Annotated in this window: 15 protein-coding genes; 10 read left to right on the top strand and 5 right to left on the bottom strand. The window is 62.6% G+C overall.

Translation table 11 applies throughout. The annotated features are described in order from the left end of the window. Positions 1-100: 100 nt before the first annotated feature. Positions 101-1,522, bottom strand: a complete 1,422-nt coding sequence (locus ACQUSW_RS06970) for a glycoside hydrolase family 5 protein (RefSeq protein ID WP_428931568.1) — start codon at positions 1,520-1,522, stop codon at positions 101-103. A gap of 60 nt (positions 1,523-1,582) precedes the next feature. Here ACQUSW_RS06970 and ACQUSW_RS06965 point away from each other — a divergent pair, with 60 nt between their 5' ends. Further along, positions 1,583-2,122, top strand: a complete 540-nt coding sequence (locus tag ACQUSW_RS06965) for a hypothetical protein (protein ID WP_428931567.1) — start codon at positions 1,583-1,585, stop codon at positions 2,120-2,122. A gap of 37 nt (positions 2,123-2,159) precedes the next feature. Here the strand turns inward: ACQUSW_RS06965 and ACQUSW_RS06960 are convergent, their stop codons facing one another. Beyond that, complete coding sequence (locus ACQUSW_RS06960; RefSeq protein WP_428931566.1) at positions 2,160-3,491, bottom strand: Nramp family divalent metal transporter; 1,332 nt, start codon at positions 3,489-3,491, stop codon at positions 2,160-2,162. Between the two features lie 79 nt (positions 3,492-3,570). Here ACQUSW_RS06960 and ACQUSW_RS06955 point away from each other — a divergent pair, with 79 nt between their 5' ends. Then, positions 3,571-4,221: a TrmH family RNA methyltransferase gene (locus ACQUSW_RS06955; protein WP_428931565.1), complete on the top strand. Its 651-nt coding sequence runs from the start codon at positions 3,571-3,573 to the stop codon at positions 4,219-4,221. Here the strand turns inward: ACQUSW_RS06955 and ACQUSW_RS06950 are convergent. After that, complete coding sequence (locus ACQUSW_RS06950; RefSeq protein ID WP_428931564.1) at positions 4,218-5,144, bottom strand: hypothetical protein; 927 nt, start codon at positions 5,142-5,144, stop codon at positions 4,218-4,220. The two genes, ACQUSW_RS06955 and ACQUSW_RS06950, sit on opposite strands and share 4 nt — an antisense overlap. Beyond that, the gene (locus ACQUSW_RS06945) at positions 5,131-6,456 is read right to left on the bottom strand and encodes an MATE family efflux transporter (protein WP_428931563.1); all 1,326 of its coding nucleotides are present in this window, start codon (positions 6,454-6,456) and stop codon (positions 5,131-5,133) included. The genes ACQUSW_RS06950 and ACQUSW_RS06945 overlap by 14 nt, the downstream gene beginning before the upstream one ends. A gap of 74 nt (positions 6,457-6,530) precedes the next feature. Here ACQUSW_RS06945 and ACQUSW_RS06940 point away from each other — a divergent pair, with 74 nt between their 5' ends. From ACQUSW_RS06940 to ACQUSW_RS06915, 6 genes are all read left to right on the top strand, one after another. Beyond that, entirely contained in the window at positions 6,531-8,510 is a 1,980-nt protein-coding gene (locus ACQUSW_RS06940; protein ID WP_428931562.1) for a M13 family metallopeptidase, read from the top strand. Positions 8,511-8,652: 142 nt separating this feature from the next. Further along, entirely contained in the window at positions 8,653-9,579 is a 927-nt protein-coding gene (locus ACQUSW_RS06935; protein ID WP_428931561.1) for a serine hydrolase, read from the top strand. Between the two features lie 45 nt (positions 9,580-9,624). Further along, on the top strand, positions 9,625-10,959 hold the full coding sequence (locus ACQUSW_RS06930) for an alpha-hydroxy-acid oxidizing protein (protein ID WP_428931560.1): 1,335 nt from the start codon (positions 9,625-9,627) through the stop codon (positions 10,957-10,959). After that, positions 10,956-11,657 (top strand): hypothetical protein, encoded by a 702-nt coding sequence (locus tag ACQUSW_RS06925; protein ID WP_428931559.1) that lies wholly within the window; start codon positions 10,956-10,958, stop codon positions 11,655-11,657. Before ACQUSW_RS06930 ends, ACQUSW_RS06925 begins: the two co-directional genes overlap by 4 nt. 95 nt (positions 11,658-11,752) lie before the next feature. Then, positions 11,753-13,138 (top strand): glycine--tRNA ligase, encoded by a 1,386-nt coding sequence (locus ACQUSW_RS06920; RefSeq protein WP_428931558.1) that lies wholly within the window; start codon positions 11,753-11,755, stop codon positions 13,136-13,138. A gap of 146 nt (positions 13,139-13,284) precedes the next feature. Beyond that, entirely contained in the window at positions 13,285-13,962 is a 678-nt protein-coding gene (locus ACQUSW_RS06915) for a hypothetical protein (RefSeq protein ID WP_428931557.1), read from the top strand. On the opposite strand, the gene ACQUSW_RS06910 is transcribed toward ACQUSW_RS06915, so the two are convergent. After that, positions 13,909-15,183, bottom strand: a complete 1,275-nt coding sequence (locus tag ACQUSW_RS06910) for a glutamyl-tRNA reductase (protein WP_428931556.1) — start codon at positions 15,181-15,183, stop codon at positions 13,909-13,911. The two genes, ACQUSW_RS06915 and ACQUSW_RS06910, sit on opposite strands and share 54 nt — an antisense overlap. A gap of 100 nt (positions 15,184-15,283) precedes the next feature. Between ACQUSW_RS06910 and hemE the strand changes: the two genes are divergently transcribed. Both hemE and ACQUSW_RS06900 read left to right on the top strand, forming a co-directional pair. Further along, the gene (gene hemE / locus ACQUSW_RS06905; RefSeq protein ID WP_428931555.1) at positions 15,284-16,309 is read left to right on the top strand and encodes a uroporphyrinogen decarboxylase; all 1,026 of its coding nucleotides are present in this window, start codon (positions 15,284-15,286) and stop codon (positions 16,307-16,309) included. Then, positions 16,306-17,829 carry a protoporphyrinogen/coproporphyrinogen oxidase gene (locus tag ACQUSW_RS06900; RefSeq protein WP_428931554.1) on the top strand — a complete coding sequence of 508 codons (1,524 nt, stop codon included), beginning with the start codon at positions 16,306-16,308 and terminating at the stop codon, positions 17,827-17,829. Before hemE ends, ACQUSW_RS06900 begins: the two co-directional genes overlap by 4 nt. Positions 17,830-17,844: the final 15 nt, after the last annotated feature.

The following is a 17,844-nucleotide window of genomic DNA, read 5'->3' as shown; positions in this document are numbered from 1 at the left end:
TTTTCCTGTTTTCGGTCAAGGGAGGGGGCAGGCCAGGGCCAAGAGGCGACGGGTGAGTGCCAAAAGGGGCGGGGCCGATGAGGGCCAGGCCCGTACTACCTCACTGCCGCACAGTGACGACGGTGGCGCCGTCGTCGGGTTGGATACCGAGGGTGCCGGTGGTGGGTTCCCAGGTGATGACGGTGCCTCCTTCGACGACGGGATAGGTGCTGGGGCGTGCGGGAAGGTGTATTTCGATGGGTATGTCGCCGCCGCCGGTGGTGCCGTCGAGTTCGAGGGTGAGGGCTGCTCCGTCGGTGTGCCACGAGATGAGGCCCCAGGCTGCACGCGGGTAGGGGCGGTCGAGCCACGATACGAGGTTGCGGGCGGTGCCGTCGGTTTCGTACGGACCCCACGAACCGGAGTCGCGTGACCAGTAGGCGACACCGAAACCGTGGGTGTCGGCCATGCGGTACACGCGGTCGACGTATTCGTCGGCACCGTTGCGGGTGGTGTCGAGGCCGAATTCGCCGAGAATAACCGGAACGGGGCCGTCGCCTTTTCCGAGCATGTCGGCGGTGCGCAACACGTTTTTTGTCCAGACGTCGATCGTGCCGCGCACGAGCTGTTTCGATGAGCCCTCATAGCCGTCACCCAAGTCCATCGGCAGGGGGTAGAGGTGGGGGCAGAAGGCTACGCGTTCTTCGCCTTCTCGGGCATCGTCGATCGTGCCGATCGAGCTGGGTAGACCCCAGTTGAACCCGAAGGCTTGGGGTTCGAGACACAGCCAAGTGTCACTGTCGACCTCGCGGATGGCATTGGCGGTGCGCTGGTACAGGTCGGTGAGCGGCCCCGATTCAAAGGCGACTCCCTGCAGTGTGCCGCCGTAGGGCTCGTTCATGAGGTCGTAGGCGACAACAGTGTCGTTGTCGGCGAATCGTTCGGCAACTGCTTGCCAGGCTCCGGCATAGTGGTCTACGAGTTCGGGATGTTTTCCGGTCGTGCCCCAAAAATGGTCGAAGGCGCGAATGACTCCCGGTTCGAGGTAAACCAGTTCCCACATTTCTTGGTCTTCGACGGGCAGGCCATCCATATATGTAGCCCATTCGGGGGCACCGTTGCCGCGCTGTTTGTCGGGGGTGATTCCCCATCCCCACAGGTCTTGATGCATGTCGAGCATCACGTGATAACCGAGGTCGGCGTACCAGCCGACGCGTTCTTCGACGGCGTCAAGGTACGTTTCGTCGATTTCTCCGGGCTGGGGTTCGACGGCGCGCCACGAGATAAGAAAACGCACAAAGTTGGTGTTCATGTCGAGGCGTTCTTGCGTGAGGTCTTCTTCGGTGAAGAGGGGGAGCCCATCGGGGGTGCTTTTTGCACTGCTGGCGGTAGAGAATCCGTGTTGTACGAGGCTTCGTCCGTCGGCGTCGCGAAAGAATTCGGTGGTGGCCTCGGGTGTGGACCGCAGTGTGGCGGCGAGGCCTCCTGCGACTACGACAGCGGTCACGATGGCAACGATGACTGTGCGTCCCCCAACGCGCATGTGCTTCCTCCTTGCGGCTTCTTTGCCGGGCGGCTCCCTCCCGGATGCTAGCATCACGCCATGGCATCGGAGCCCATTTCTTCTTCTCCACGAATCCTCGACCGGGTCGGGTGGCTGATCTTTTTACCGCTCGTGGCCGTATCGCTCGTGGCGGGTTGGCAGGCGGTGACACAGTTTGTTGTGACGCGGGTGCCACTGTTGCTGTTTCCTGCCGCGGCCGGGCTTCCCGATCTTGTTCCACCGCTTCGGTTATGGCCCGTGGGGCGTATGACCGTGGCTGTGTGGGGGATCGACGTGGTGGGTGCGGTGGTCATGCTGGTGGCGGCCGTGGTGTGGTTGCGAGCGGCTGCTGTGCGGCATCCGGATGCCTCTCGGTTGCGTGCTTTCGGGCGGGCCGTGGCCGTGTGCACGCTGGTGGTCGTGATCGGTAACGTGGTGCGGCTGGTGCCGATGACGTTCATTATGCATTCGGATGCTGCCACGTTTGGCGGTCAGTTTGCTGCCACGGTGGTTGTTTCGGCCGTGTGGGGCGCGCTGATTGGTGTCGTGGTGGGTGTGCTCGCGGCGGTCGGCGCGAAAAAGCGCGCAGCCGCGCGGTAGAAAACAGCGCTAAACCCCCAGCGCTAAATACCCAGCGCTAAACGCCCAGTGCGGTGAGCACGATCAGCGCAATGTTGAGGGCGATAAGCAGCACTGCGCATAGGGCTCCGACGGCTGTTGTTATGGCCCGGTTGGTGAAGGCCCCGAGCGTGCGCCGCTGAGCGGTAACAACCAGCAGCGGCACCAGTGCGAAGGGGATACCGAATGACAGCGCCACCTGGCTCAGAATGAGCGCGAGAGTGGGGTCGATGCCGGCAGCCAGTATGGCGAGCGCCGGTATGAGGGTGATGAGGCGGCGCGTGAGGAGGGGTACGCGAATGTGTAGCAGGCCGTGCATAATGTCGGCTCCGGCATAGGCTCCGACCGCGGTCGACGCGAGCCCCGAAGCCAGCAGTGCAACGGCAAACATCACGGCAATAATGGGGCCGAGGTGGTCGGCAAGAGCGTGATACGCGCCATCGAGCGTGTCGGTTCCGTCGACTCCGGCGAGGTTCGCGGCAGCTAATAGCAGCATGGCTAGGTTGACCGATCCGGCAACGACCATGGCAATCGTGACGTCCCAGCGGGTAGCGCGCAGAAGCGTGCGAATGCGCTGGGCGGGTGCGGTGACAGGGCTGGGCGCAGCGGTAGTGGCTGGGGTGGTGGCATCCGGATGCTGGCGCTCCATGGCCGTGGGCGCGTGAAAACGGTCGCGGGTGAGCGCCGAGTGGGCGTAGATCGCGTGGGGCATGATGGTGGCCCCCAGAATGGACGCTGCTAAGAGCACCGAGCCGGAGTCGGTGAAACGGGGCAGCATTCCTGTTGCGATACCGGCGGGGTCGGGCGGGGCGATGAAGAGACCTGCGACGAAACCGGCCGTGATGATGATCATGAGCGCGACGATGGTGTGTTCGAAGGGGCGTGCACCGCGGCGGTTGTGTACGGCGAGGATGCCGATCGAGACGGCGCCGGTGATAACGCCTCCGAGCAGCAGGGGGAGGCCGAACAGCAGGTGGAGGGCGACGGCGCCGCCGATAATTTCGGCGAGGTCGGTGGCGATGGCTACGAGTTCTGCCTGCAGCCAGTACAGGCGGCGGGCCCAGCGGTGGCCGATGCGTTCGCCGAGAATTTCGGGCAGGCTGCGCCCCGTAACAACACCGAGCTTGGCCGAGAGGTATTGCACGAGCCAGGCCATGGTGTTGGCGGCGACGATAACCCACACGAGGAGATAGCCGTAGAGCGCACCGGCCGACATATTGGCGGCGACGTTGCCCGGGTCGAGATAGGCCACACCGGCGACGAGCGCGGGGCCGAGAAGAGCGACACCGCTGAATCGTGCAGAGCGCGGCGCGGGCAAGGATTTTTTAGGTGCGCCGAAAAACTCTGACATGGCGCTAATGTAGCAAAATTTAGGTGAGCCGAAAACTAGGTTGGCGGTGCGGCGTGCGCAGCCTCGCTACGCTGAAGAGGTGCACGATGACTCGCTTCCCACACCCACACCCACCCACGAACACACCACGCACGGTGTGGGCCCGTGGCCGGGCGGGCGTGAACAGTGGCCGACGGGGGAGCAGTACGACACCGAGCTGCTGGAGCACGGCGACACCCGCAATGTGATCGACCGCTACCGGTACTGGACGATGGAAGCCATCGTGGCCGACCTCGACACTCAGCGGCACGAGTTTCACGTGGCGATCGAAAACTGGCAGCACGACCTCAACATTGGTTCGATTGTGCGCAGCGCCAACGCTTTTCTTGCCGACACTGTGCACATTGTGGGTCGGCGGAGATGGAACAAGCGCGGCGCGATGGTCACCGACCGCTACCAGCACGTTATGCACCACCCCGACGTCGCAGCTTTTGCTGCGTGGGCGGCCGAACACGATCTGCCGATCATCGCGGTCGACAACGTCGATGGCTCGGTACCCGTGGATAGAGCTGATCTGCCGCAGCGTTGCGTGCTGCTGTTCGGTCAGGAAGGACCAGGGCTGTCGCCCGAAGCTTTACAGGCGGCATCCGGATGCATCGAAATAACCCAGTACGGCTCGACGCGCTCGATCAATGCCAGCGCCGCCGCGGCCGTCATCATGTATGAGTGGTGCCGGCGCTACGCGCGTTAGGCATTGGCATCGAGGCTTATGTGGAGCGTCGTTTTTTGGCCTCCGCGCACACGCAGAGACCGCACAAACAGCAGGGGAGTGGCGGCTTCTTTGCGTAGCTCGGCGTTGAGAGAGAACCGGGTGCCGCGCAGTTCGCGCAGGCGGGGGCGGGCAAAGAGAAGGGCGATGACAACGAGCGGGTTGATGCTGCGCAGACTGATCGATGCCAGCAGCACATCGCCTCGGTCGTTGCCGCGCACGCGTACGCGTGCGGTCAGGCTGGCGCCGAGAAGTTTCCAGCGCGCCGCCATCCGAATCTGAGCGTAAAACGTGCCTGGCAATGCCCCGCGTGTTGTCACCGACAGGGTGCGCAGCATGATGCGTTCTTTGCGCAGCAGAGGGCGCATCACACGCGCGATGAGTCGCCCGATATCGGCGGTCTCTATCGATGCGGCAAGGGTGGCGCGTGTGGCAAGCGGCACAGCAGAGTCATCGCCCGCAATGTCGTAGCGGCTCCATTCTTCGTCGGCATGCTGGGGTGCAGCGTAGGTGATCCACTCGATCGGCAGGTCGTGCACCGCGGCATCGCAGGTAACAGCTATGTCTTCTATGCGCACAGGCCGGGCGTGAAGCCGCAGCGAGCGGATCATCGACGGCCGACGAGTGACCACTGCGGGCTGTGAATTACTGGTATCTGTGGCATCCGGATGCTTGTTCCCTGGCCGGTTCTTACTCTCATTCACGCGCAGATTTACCTGCGACGCATCAATGATCACCTCGGCTACCTCGGTGTCGTCATTGAGCGTGACGGTGGTGCGCAGTTGTTCCCAGCCGGTGACCGACACGGCACTGTTGCTGGGCACGCCCGACGTGCTGTGATGCAGGTACTGCTGAAGCCAGCGGGTGACGTGGGAGTCATCGCCCGGCCATTCAGAGAGCGCCAATATACATCCACCGATCGTTGCGAATCCGCCACATGAGTGTGCCCAGACGTGCGCCCATGTAGATGCCAAAGAACGCCACAGAAAGCCAGATGAGGCCCGCCATGCCGCTCACACCGGTGGCAGAGATGATGAACAGCGCAGGCAAAAATGGCACCAGGTTGAGACCGCCGGCAATCGCCAAATAGCGGGCATCATTCGCGCCCATCAGTACACCGTCGAGCACGAATACGGCCCCGGCCACCGGCTGCGCCAGCGCCAGCACTAAGAATGCGGGCTGCACGAGGGCTGCCACGTTAGCGTCGCCGGTAAATACAATGCCCAGCACTCCCGATAGCAGCGCAATGACGGCTCCCACGGCCACACCAAACCAGGCGCCCCACGCGAGGGTACGCTGCAGCACGGCACGCACCTGCTCGCGGTCATCGGCACCGAGAGCCTTACCGATGAGCGCCTGCGCGGCAATCGCGAGGGCATCAAGAGCAAACGCTGCGGCCGAGAAAATTGTGAACGCAATCTGCCAACCGGCCAGTTCGCGCGTGCCCATGCCGGTGGCAACGCCCACGGTGGTCAGCAGCGCAACCCGCAAGCTCACGGTGCGCAGCAGCAGCCACCCGCCCGACTGTGCTGTGCCCTTCAGGCTTTCGCGTTCGGCCCGAATCGACGCTTGGTGGCGGCGAGCAAGCCGCTGAATAACAAGCACATAGGCGGCCACCATCCCCCACTGCGCCACGATCGTTCCGATCGCCGACCCGGCAATACCCCAACCGAAGCCATAGATAAACAGCCAGCTGAGCCCCGCATTGGCCCCGAACCCGATTCCGGCCACCCACAGCGGTGTGACGGTGTCTTGTATGCCGCGCAGCAGACCCGTCGCGGCAAACACAATAAGCATGGCGGGCAGACCCCACATCGAGATCTGCAAATAAATAAGTGCCTGCTCGCTGACGGCGTTTCCGGCACCAAACAGGGTGACAACAGTCGGCGACACCAAAACTCCCACTGTCGCCAACACCGCGCCCAGGCCGAGCGCGAGCCACAGCCCGTTGATGCCCGCCGTCACGGCTCCCGCAGCATCACCGGCGCCAAATCGGCGAGCCACCGCGGGCGTTGTGGAATACGCCAAAAAAACCATGAGGCCCACAATGGTTTGCAGCACGGCCGCCGCAATACCCAAACCGGCCAGCGGCACGGCACCCAGGTGGCCCACCAGTGCCGAATCGATGATGAGAAAAACGGGTTCGGCAATGAGCGCCCCGAGGGCAGGAACCGCTAAGCGAAGAATCTCACGGTTTAACAGCGCAGGTGAAGCCACGAGATGAGCCTAAGTGCATCAGCGTCCGCACATCGAACATGGATCCCGCAAGCCGACGCGTTTAGGGTGGTTGCATGACCGATGAGCTTGCTTCGGGCCTCGCGCTCGACGAATTCCACTCCACCATTCGTCCACAAGACGACCTGTATCGCTACGTCAACGGTGCGTGGCTGGAGAGAACAGAAATTCCCGACGACAAAGCACGGTGGGGGTCATTCCATCAGCTAGCAGAACAGGCCGAACACGATGTGCACGTGATCGTCGAAGAAGCACAGAACGCGCAGGCGGGCACGGATGCCCGCCGTGTGGGCGACCTCTACACGAGCTTTATGGATGTTGCGGGTATCGCGGTGCGCGGCCTCGATCCGCTACGCGAACCATTTGCGCGCATCGACGCCATCACGTCGATCCCTGAGTTTCTTGCCGTGGCGGGGGTCACCGACCGCGAAGGTATTGGCGCTCTGCTCGGCCTCTATGTTGCGCCCGACCCCGGCAACCCCGAACGCTACGTGCCATTCGTCACGCAGGCGGGGCTGTCGCTGCCCGACGAGAGCTATTACCGGCTCGAAAACTTTGAGAAAACGCGCGAGGCATTCCGCAGCCACCTCGAACGCCTGCTGGGCCTCGCCGCAGTCCCCAATGCCGCCGACACGACCGAGCGTGTTATCGCACTCGAACACGCCATTGCTGCGCACCACTGGGACAACGTTGCCAACCGCGACGCCGTAAAAACCTACAACTTGCTCACCTGGCAAGAGCTACAAGACCTCGCCGGGGTCGACCTCACGCCGTGGCGTGACGGTGCTGCCCCAGGGAAGGCCGATGCCTTCGCCGAAATTGTTGTCTCGCAGCCGAGCTTTATCGAGGGGCTGGGTGCACTACTCACCGACGACCGCCTCGACGACTGGAAAGCGTGGCTGCGTGCGCAGACCGTGCACGGGCTCGCTGCCTACCTGACCGATGACATCGTGCTGGAAAACTTCTCGTTCTACGGCACCGAACTCACCGGGGTACCCACCCTGCGTGAACGGTGGAAACGCGGTGTCTCACTGGTTGAGGGTGCGCTCGGCGATGCCGTGGGGCAGATCTATGTGGAACGCCACTTTCCGCCGGCGGCTAAAGCAGCCATGGACGAACTCGTCGCCAACCTTATCGAGGCGTATCGGCGCAGCATCACTGACCTCGAGTGGATGACCCCCGAAACCCGTGAGCGAGCACTCGAAAAACTGGCGACCTTCCGGCCTAAGATCGGGCATCCGGATGTCTGGCGCGACTACAGCAGCATTGACATTCAGGCCGACGACCTCGTCGGCAATGTGCGCCGGGCCAACATTTTTGAACACGACCGTCAGATCAACAAGATCGGTGGCCCTATTGACCGCGAAGAGTGGCTCATGCCGCCCCAGATGGTCAACGCCTACTATCACCCGCTGCTCAACGAGATTGTTTTTCCGGCAGCGATCTTGCAGTACCCGTTCTTTGACCCCAACCGTGACGCCGCGGCGAATTATGGGGGCATTGGTGCGGTGATCGGCCACGAGATCGGACACGGTTTTGACGACCAGGGCAGCCGTTACGACGGCGCCGGAAAGCTTAACGACTGGTGGACCGAAACCGACCGCGAATCGTTCGAGCAGCGCACGGCGGCACTCATTGACCAGTACAACGCTCTTGTTCCCCAGGGTCTCAGCGAAGAACATCATGTGAACGGTGCGCTGACCATTGGCGAAAACATTGGCGACCTGGGCGGCCTGGGCATTGCATTGAAGGCCTATGCTCTTTCGCTCGAAGACGCCGACGGTACGCAGCGCGACGCCCCCGTTATCGATGGTTATACGGGTGTGCAGCGCCTCTTGCTGTCGTGGGCGCAGGTGTGGCAGCAGAAAGCACGCGACGCAGAAACCATCCGCCTGCTCACGATCGACCCGCACTCACCCAACGAGTTCCGTTGCAACCAGATTGTGCGCAACATTGACGCCTTCCACGAAGCGTTCGACACCACGCCCGATGACGAACTGTGGATGGCACCCGAAGAACGGGTGACTATCTGGTGATAATCAGGGCAGGGTTCGCACAGGCATTCGACGGTATTCGGATGCTGCGAACCCTGCCCGATCATTCCTCCACACCCCCTGCTCGCCAGCCGCGGCAGAGGGGTAGGATGATCGCAATCCCCCACCTTCTCTCGGAAGGACTATGCGAGTGGGCCCCCTCCCCGAACCCTCGCTCCCACCGTTGAGCCAACGTCGTTCTCGCCGACGCCCCAAGCGATTGCCGAAGCGTGCGGCGATCGACCGACGCTCGTTCGATTCAGCGGAGCGCACGTTACGCCAGCTTGCGGCATCCGGCGCCCAAGTGTCGGTGCACATCATCGACCTCGACTCCGGAGTCGATGTCTTTACCGGCGACGACCACGTGAGCCTCCCCGTCGCAGGAATCGGCGTCGTGCCACTGCTCATCGAAGTGGCCGCCATGATCGACCAGGGCACCCTCGACCCGCTCGAGATTGTTGAGCGCGCCGAACTCGATCCCGTCACAACCTCGGGCCTGTGGCGGCACCTGCATGCGCCCGCACTTCCTATCGCCGACCTCGCCGTGTTAGCGGCAGCGGCAGGCGACCCGCTGGCCGTCAATGCGCTGCTCGACCGCGTGGGCCACGAACGCGTACGCAACCGTCTCGCCTCGCTGGGCCTGCGGCGCACTGCACTCCTTGATCGCGTACGCGACCACCGCGGACCCGACGACGCCCCCAACCTGGCCGTCGGCTCAACGCGCGAAATCGCCAGTCTTTTTGCCGCCATCGTCAACTCCACCGCAGTCAACCCTGCCGTGAGCGCCCAGGTGGCCGAATGGCTGAGTCTCAACCACGACCTGAGTCTGGTCGCATCCGCCCTTGGGCTCGACCCCTTCGCACACGAAAACGACTCGCACGGGCTGCTCTTCATCAACAAAACAGGGCGCGACCGCGGCATCCGGTCAGAAGCCGGGGTGCTTGCCGGCCCGCGCGCCGGAATCGCTTACGCGCTGAGCATCTGCTTCGACGACCTCTCGATTCAGCACCGGCTGCGCGCCCACGAAGCCTGCCGCGTGCTGGGCACCGACCTCATGGAATACGTGTACTAGCGCCGCCGTGCGGCATCCGGGCGCAGGCTTCGCTAGGGTGTGCTCATGGCTACGAGCAGCGTTGCTCCGCACGATCCAGCTGCATCCCGGGGCATTTCACGACAAACACAGTCCGATATTTACCGCGCCGGAATCAGCGGCCAATTACCGTCGGTGCCCACCGACCCCGACCGGCTCGCCGAAGCGGCACGCAAGACCCTCAACCCGCAGGCATACGCCTATATCGCCGGTAGCGCCGGCGGACAGCACACTGCCGCAGCCAACCGTGCCGCTTTTGACCGCTGGCAAGTGTGGCCGCGACCCCTGCGCGATGTTGCCGAACGCGACCTCTCGACCACATTTCTGGGCACGACTCGCCCCCACCCGTTACTGCTGGCGCCCCTGGGCGTTATGGAAATGGCACACCCCGAAGCCGACCTCGCCGTCGCCCGTGCCGCCGCCAGCATGGGCGCCAGCTACACGATCAGCAACCAGGCTTCGGCGCCGCTAGAAAAAATTGCGCAGGCAGCCCCGGATGCACCACGAATGTTTCAGCTGTACTGGTCGGCGTCCGACGAACTGAATGCATCGCTGCTGGCCCGCGCCGAGGCATCCGGGTGCGAAGCCATTGTCGTCACCGTCGATACGCACCTGCTGGGCTGGCGCACACGCGACCTCGACCTGGCCTACCTACCGTTTACGCGCGGCATGGGCATTGCCCAATACACCTCTGACCCCGTGTTCCAACAGCTCGTGCGCGACCGTGTCCGGGTGGCATCCGAAGCCCCCGCGGCCGCAGAAAAAGTGCGCATAACCCCGCAAACTATCGCGGCAGGCGTATCGATAGCCCGCCACGGTGCCGCCGTTACCGGGTCACGCAACCTGCGTGAAAACCTGCGCTCGCCGCTTCCGCGCACCGCGGTCGAAACATTCCTTGACGTGTTCTCGACACCATCGCTCACGTGGAATGATTTGGCCCGAGCGCGGCGATGGACCACACTGCCGATCATCGTCAAAGGCATTGTGCACCCGGATGACGCACAGCAGGCGATCGACTCGGGGGTTGACGGCATTTGGGTGTCGAACCACGGTGGTCGCCAAGTGGATCGCTCGGTGCCCACGCTTGACGTGCTGCCGAGCATTGTCGAGACCGTAAATAAACGGGTACCGGTCGTGTTCGACTCTGGTATTCGTGGCGGAGCCGACGTCGCCATAGCCCTTGCGCTGGGCGCCGATATGGTGGCGCTCGGCAGGCCCTACGCCTATGGGCTTGCGCTCGACGGCGAAGAAGGGGTGCGCTCAGTAATTCGCCATACTCTGGCCGAGCTCGACATTACGCTCGGCCTGGCCGGGCTCACGGCGATCGATCAACTTGATCATGGCGCACTACGACAACAATGACTGACTTCACTGGCGCATACCCCGTGCAGCACTCAAGAAAAAATCATGGAGAAGCATGGCGGCGCATGCGTCACTTTGTCGCTGTCGCAAGTGCTTTTGTGATTATCGGCGTTATTTTATGGATCGACATCGCCACGGGAATCTGGCAAGAACTCGCCGTTGTGAGTGGCCTTGCGGGCGGGCTCGTGAGCTTCTTGCTTACCGTGACTGTGCTCGACCGCATTCTGCAGAGGCAGACCGAGCGGCGGTGGGCACCGCTGAACCGCATCGCGCTCAGCGACTTTTTGCACACGCTGGCCGATGACGAGAGTGAAATTACTCCCGGCCCGCCCGCAGCCCGCACACTGCCCGCCGTGCAATCGGCGGTAGGGACTAGCGAGCTTGCCGAAGAAATGCGGCGGCTACGCCAAACTGTTGTTGATGAACGCGATCGGCTTGCCCGTGTGCTGAGCTCCTGGGCAGGTTTTCTTGCCTCCAGCGGCGATTACGAGGCGATACTGACGCACACGGCCGATATCGCCTGGTCGCTGGATCGTGTGCGCGATGCGACGCTGCGCGTTGACGCTGCAGGTGCTTCGCACGATGAAGTCCAGCATGCACTCGATGACCTCAGTGACCGCATTGAGCAGTGCAATCGTTCGTTTGCCGCGGTGATACCCGAACTACGCGCGCGGCTGGTGGCCGACTCCCCACGCTAGCGTGCAGGTCGTGCACCGACAGGCACGCGTAGGATAGATACGACGAGCCGGGTGCTTGTCGTTCCCTTCTTTCGCATGCGACCATTGGAGCCACCGTGGCCGAACAGTCTCGCCTTGATAAGGTCATCGCCCTTGCCCGCCACCGCGGATTCGTTTTTCAGGCGGGTGAAATCTACGGCGGTTCGCGCTCTGCGTGGGACTACGGTCCGCTCGGTACCGAGCTGAAAGAAAACATTCGTCGCCAGTGGTGGCAAACGTTTGTGCGCGGGCGCGGTGACATGGTCGGGCTCGACTCGTCGATTATTTTGCCGAAGCGTGTGTGGGAGGCATCCGGTCACGTAGCAACATTTACCGACCCGCTCGTGGAATGCCTCAGCTGCCACAAGCGTTTTCGTGCCGACAACCTGGTCGAAGATTTCGAAGCCCGTAAGGGCCGCGCAGCAGAGGGCGGACTCGCCGAAGTACCGTGCCCGCACTGTGGCACGAAGGGGCAGTACACCGAACCGAAGGCTTTCTCGGGCCTCATTAAGACGTACCTGGGTGTGGTTGACGACGAGAGCGGCCTGCACTACATGCGCCCCGAAACCGCGCAGGGTATTTTCGTGAACTTTGCCAATGTGCTCACCGCCAGCCGCAAGAAGCCGCCGTTCGGTATCGGCCAGATCGGTAAGGCTTTTCGTAACGAGATCACGCCGGGCAACTTTATCTTTCGCACTCGCGAATTCGAGCAGATGGAGATCGAATACTTCACGCCGCCCGAAGAAGCCCAGCAGTGGTTCGATCACTGGGTGCAAGAGTGCTGGAACTGGTTTGTTGACCTGGGTATTAACCCCGACAACATGCGTCAGTTTGATGTTCCCGACGACGAGCGCGCGCACTATTCGGCGGCAACGATCGACTTTGAATATCGGTTTGAGTTCCCCGGCAAAGAGTGGGGCGAGTTGATGGGCGTGGCTAACCGCACCGACTACGATCTGTCGAGCCATACGAAAGAGTCGGGCCAAAACCTGAGCTATTTCGATCAGGCTTCGGGTGAGCGCTACACGCCCTATGTTGTTGAGCCGTCGTTTGGTTTGACCCGCGCGATGATGGCGTTCTTGGTCGACGCCTATGTGGAAGAAGAAGTGCCCAACGCTAAGGGTGGTACCGATACCCGCACGGTGCTCAAACTTGACCCTCGCTTGTCGCCCGTGAAGGTTGCTGTGTTGCCACTATCGCGTAATGAGAAGCTGTCGCCGCTCGCGCGCGAGGTTGCCGACACACTGCGGGGCCAGTGGACCGTTGATTTCGACGACTCGGGTGCCATTGGGCGCCGTTACCGCCGCCAAGACGAGATCGGCACGCCCTACTGTGTGACGGTCGACTTCGACTCACTCGATGACCGTGCCGTCACGGTGCGTGACCGCGACACGATGGCGCAGGAGCGCATCGCTCTCGACGACCTGCACGATTACCTCGCTAATCGTCTGAAGGGCGCCTAACAGTTTCTCTTCACGCCCCCGCGCTGTGCCGTTCGTGCAGCGCGGCGGCGTGAACGTTTCCTCCCCGATCAAGGGGTGTGCCGGATGCCGCTGCAAGCCTGTGCACTCGACTCTGCGGGTAGCAGCGCATTACTACGTTTACGGTCATGAATGACGTAATCGATGGTGTAATCACGGCCGCTACTGATCGCGCCCGTTCGCTGCGCAATGCCGGAGTGCTGCTGGTCGTGGCAGGCCTGGTAAAGCTCCTAGAGATGCTGTGGGGTGTTCCCGTTGGCACGACGGCTCTGCTGCTACTGAGTGCCTTTTTGGTACTGGCCGTGGGGGTGCGCGGCCCCGATAGTGCGCTTTTTTCGCAGCGGGCACCTGCGCAGCGGATGCTCTCCGTGAGCCTGGGCGTTGTCGGTTTGGTGATCCTCGACATGGCGGGCGAGTTTTTGCGGCTAGCCGGAATCGTTGCTACGGGAAGCACGGCTTTGCCGTGGCTTGCGCTTCTGATTGTGATGCCTTTTCTAGGGTGGCGCGCAGCGCGCGCTCTTGTGCAGCATCGCGTACTGCCGGGTGTGTGGGCGCCGATTGCTGGAATTTTCTTCGTGATGATTCCCTTGGCCTGGGTGCTGCATAACGGAGTCACCAGTGTTCTCATGACAACACCGGTTCTTGTGATGGGTATGATCGCCGCACCGCCGTGGCTGATGGGCGTGTTCATTGTGATCGCGGCTATTGCCGTTGCCGCGCCGGTCATGCTGGGGGTTATTGTGCTTGCGGCGTCACGCGCTGCGCTGCGCAGTGGCCGTGTCGAGGTGTTCGCTCACGCCCAATAGTGTGTGTACGGCCTCAGCGAACTGTGCAGCCTGGCCTCGCGCTGCTAGCTCATGCGCCCTCGTCGTCGGGGTGTGTAACAGCACTCCGACGAGGTGGCGCAAGGCCTGTTCAATAGAGCCGTCGTCGTCGCGGGCGCGAGCCCGTGCGATCTCGGCTTCGAGGAGAGAGAACACGTGAGAGCGCAGAGCAACAATGGCGGGGGCTACGGCTCGACGCGCACGATCGTGCCGAAAATCGGCGGCAGCTTCGCGCACCACCGAGCGGGCAGCTTCGGCGGCCTGCAGTTCTTCGAGCGGGGCATGCAGACGAATCGTTTCGAGGTCGAGCAGGGCTACACCTTCGTTCTGTGTCACCGCCGGGTCAACGTTGCGGGGCATACCCAGATCGATCACGAGACGAGAAGGGCGTGTACCGGCGTGCGGCGCATCGTGCACGTGCTCGCCAGTCACGACATAGCCTTCCGCATTCGTGCACGTGACCAGCAGCGTGGCCTGGCGTGCGGTCGTGACAAAGGCGTCTTCGGTGATAGCAGTCAGGTTGTGTTTTTCGGCAAACTGCTGCGCACGACCCGAGGGCGAATATACGCTGATCGTTTCAGCACCGCGCTCACGTAGGGCAGCAAGGGTGACCGCTGCATACGCGCCTGTTCCTACCAGAACCACCTGCTCGGCCGACCAGTCGCTGATGCGACTATCAGCCAGGTCGAGGGCAAGGCGCACCAGTGACCGACCCGCCCGGCTCAACGCCGTGACGTTTTTTACACGGCGCTGAGCCCGGCTTGCCTGTTGAAACAGGTGCTCGAGCGCAGATGATGTTGTTGCGTTATCGCGGGCGTCGCTGAGTGCTCGTCGCACTTGGCCGGCAATTTCTTCTTCACCAGAAACGACCGACTTTAAACCGGATGCCACGGCAAAAAGGTGCTCGGCAACATCGCTGCCGCGGTGTACCTCGTACAGGCCTTCGACTGCGTGACGGGCAAGACCGGTGTGATCGGTGACCGCACGCATAACTGCTTCTACGCCAATGACGTCACCTGCCGTGGCAGGTTCGTCGACGTCGAGGTACACCTCAAAGCGGTTACACGTTGCCACCACCACAGCGCCCTGGATGCACGGCGCCGACGCAGTCAGTTGCCGAGCCACATCATGGGGCGCGCGGCTGAGTTGTTCCAAAATTTCGAAGGGGGCGGTCTGATGACTCGCCGAGACACAGAGCAGCACGCTGCGAGCATAACGACGCTAATCTTTGCCTCTGCTGGAAGCCGGCGTTGCACGAACGGCTTTGCGCCGACCCATAGAATCGCGGTGCGAAGATGAGCCCATGGCTGCCCTTCTTCGCGCTCTCGCTGGTGATCGTCCCGAAAAAACTCCTGTCTGGTTTATGCGACAGGCGGGCCGGTCGTTGCCCGAATACCGCGAGTTGCGGGTGGGTACCCGGATGCTTGACGCCTGTCTGACGCCCGATATGGCGGCCGAGATCACGCTGCAGCCCGTGCGTCGACACGGGGTTGATGCCGCCATCTTTTTTAGCGACATCGTGGTGCCGCTGCGTCTGGCCGGGGTGGATGTTGAGATTGTTCCAGGAAAGGGCCCGGTCTTTGCCAACCCGATTCGCACCGCCGCCGACGTGCGTAAGCTGTGCGAGATTGATCCGCACGACCTTGACACTGAGCCGATTAAGCAGGCAGTGACCGCGGTCGTCAACGAACTGGGCGACACGCCACTTATTGGCTTTGCTGGCGCACCGTTTACGGTGGCCGCCTACATGATCGAAGGCGGCCCGTCGAAAGACCACCTGCGTGCCCGCGCGATGATGCTCACCGAACCCACACTGTGGCACCAGTTGGCTGCATGGCTGGCTGAGGTTGCTCGAGTGTTTGTCAGCGCGCAGCGCGACGCCGGGGCTCGTGCGATTCAACTTTTTGACTCGTGGGCAGGGTCATTGAGTGTGAACAATTATCGTGAGCATGTGGCGCCGCACTCGCGCGCCGCGCTCCACGATCTTGGTGTTGGCACTATTCATTTTGGGGTGGGAACGGGCGGATTTTTGCCCGATATGACCCTGGGGAACACGGTGGATGCTGTCGGTGTCGACTGGCGCACACCCCTCAGCGAAGCCGCGGCTGTTCTCGGTCCGAACGTTACGGTGCAGGGAAACATCGACCCGGCACTGCTTGCCGCGCCATGGCCCGTGCTCGAACAGCACGTGCACGACGTGCTGCAGCAGGGCCGTAACGCCCGCGCACACATCGTGAACCTCGGTCATGGGGTGCCGCCAGAAACAAACCCCGACCAGCTGACGCGTATTGTCGAAACCGTGCATGCTTTTCACGGAGAAAACATATGACCGACCTGCCCAGCCCTCACGAACTCGCTGAACGCGCCGCCCAGAAACGGGTGGCAGTGATCGGTGGCGGTATCGCCGGGCTGATTGCGGCCCGCGAGTGTGCTGCCGTGGGTATGAGAGTGACGCTGTGGGAGGCATCCGGGACAGTCGGCGGAGCCATACGACAGGGCGAAGCCGCCGGAATAACGTTTGACGCCGGGGCCGAATCTTTTGCTGTGCGCGGCGGTCATGTAGAAAAACTTGTCAACGAGCTGCGTCTGAACGACCGGATCGTTGAACCCAGCAGCGAAGGCGCGTGGGTGACTGGATGGGACGGCCCGGCGGCAGCACCGCTACCCCGCAACGGCATTCTCGGTATTCCCGATAACCCGTTCCACGAATCGGTGCGCCGCGTGATCGGTTGGCCCGGTGCCTGGCGCGCCTACCTCGACCGGCTGCGGCCACCGCTCACCGTCGGACACCAGCACAGCCTCGGCCATCTTGTGCGCTCGCGGATGGGTCAGCGTGTGCTCGACCGGCTAGTCTCGCCCGTCGTTGTGGGCGTGTATTCATCAACTGCCGATGAAGTCGACATCGACGTCGCTATTCCAGGGCTCAACGGTGCGCTCACCCAGGTCGGCTCGCTGGCCGGGGCCATTGCATCGCTGCGCAACAATCGACCACCACAAGCAGCGGGCCAAGCTGTAAAAGGCTTGCGTGGTGGAATGGCCGTGCTCGTTGATGCGCTGCACGAGAATCTGCGCATGCTGGGCGTCACCATCGTTACCGAGGCGCCGATCGAAAGCATCGAGAGCGTACAGAACAGCACGCCACAGTGGCGGGTACACGATGCAGTAAACGCCGCAGTGCACGACGCAACGCCCAGCGGTGTCGACGGCGAAGCAGCGCAGCATCCGGATGCTACGGAAGACGACGCGCTCTACGATGCCGTGATCATCGCCACCGACGAAACCACAGCGCGACACGTGCTCGCCGACGCCGTGCCCGCACTCGCCGATATCGAACCTGCCCCCCAGCCGGTGATTGAAGTGATCACGCTTGTGCTCGACAGTGAGCGCCTTGATGCTGCACCACGCGGCACCGGAGTGCTGACGGTACCCGGAAGCCACCGGGCAAAAGCGCTCACACACGCCACAGCGAAGTGGCCGTGGCTGGCCGAACAAACACAGGGCAAACACATTGTGCGGGTCTCCTTTGGTTCTCACAGTGAAATGCCCGCGACAGCCGAACTCAACGACGACGATGCTGCCGAGCTAGCGCTCAGCGAAGCCTCGGCGTTACTGGGTGTGCCGCTGTCACGGAGTCAGCTGCAGGGAATGTTTCGTGCCCCGTTCTCGCAGGCACAACCGGGCACCGTTATCGGAGCCACGCAGCGACGGCAGCAGATTCGAGACACAATTGCAGCCGTGCCCGGGCTCGGGGCCGCCGGAGCGTGGCTTGCTGGCACCGGACTCGCACAGGTGATTCCCGACGCACAGCACGAAGCCGAACGTGTTCGGCACGATCTGCTGTGGTCATAACTGCACGAAAATTGT

This window comes from Microbacterium luticellae (assembly GCF_050408645.1).
GTDB lineage: Bacteria > Actinomycetota > Actinomycetes > Actinomycetales > Microbacteriaceae > Microbacterium.
Note: the sequence above shows the minus strand (reverse complement) of the source record. Positions and strands in the feature narration are given on the sequence as shown.

Bases quoted from the DNA above. Each gene is read 5' to 3' on its own strand.
- ACQUSW_RS06970 (WP_428931568.1), bottom strand. From the start codon at position 1,522: ATGCGCGTTGGGGGACGCACAGTCATCGTTGCCATCGTGACCGCTGTC.
- ACQUSW_RS06965 (WP_428931567.1), top strand. From the start codon at position 1,583: ATGGCATCGGAGCCCATTTCTTCTTCTCCACGAATCCTCGACCGGGTC.
- ACQUSW_RS06960 (WP_428931566.1), bottom strand. From the start codon at position 3,491: ATGTCAGAGTTTTTCGGCGCACCTAAAAAATCCTTGCCCGCGCCGCGC.
- ACQUSW_RS06940 (WP_428931562.1), top strand. From the start codon at position 6,531: ATGACCGATGAGCTTGCTTCGGGCCTCGCGCTCGACGAATTCCACTCC.
- ACQUSW_RS06935 (WP_428931561.1), top strand. From the start codon at position 8,653: ATGCGAGTGGGCCCCCTCCCCGAACCCTCGCTCCCACCGTTGAGCCAA.
- ACQUSW_RS06930 (WP_428931560.1), top strand. From the start codon at position 9,625: ATGGCTACGAGCAGCGTTGCTCCGCACGATCCAGCTGCATCCCGGGGC.
- ACQUSW_RS06925 (WP_428931559.1), top strand. From the start codon at position 10,956: ATGACTGACTTCACTGGCGCATACCCCGTGCAGCACTCAAGAAAAAAT.
- ACQUSW_RS06915 (WP_428931557.1), top strand. From the start codon at position 13,285: ATGAATGACGTAATCGATGGTGTAATCACGGCCGCTACTGATCGCGCC.
- hemE (WP_428931555.1), top strand. From the start codon at position 15,284: ATGGCTGCCCTTCTTCGCGCTCTCGCTGGTGATCGTCCCGAAAAAACT.
- ACQUSW_RS06900 (WP_428931554.1), top strand. From the start codon at position 16,306: ATGACCGACCTGCCCAGCCCTCACGAACTCGCTGAACGCGCCGCCCAG.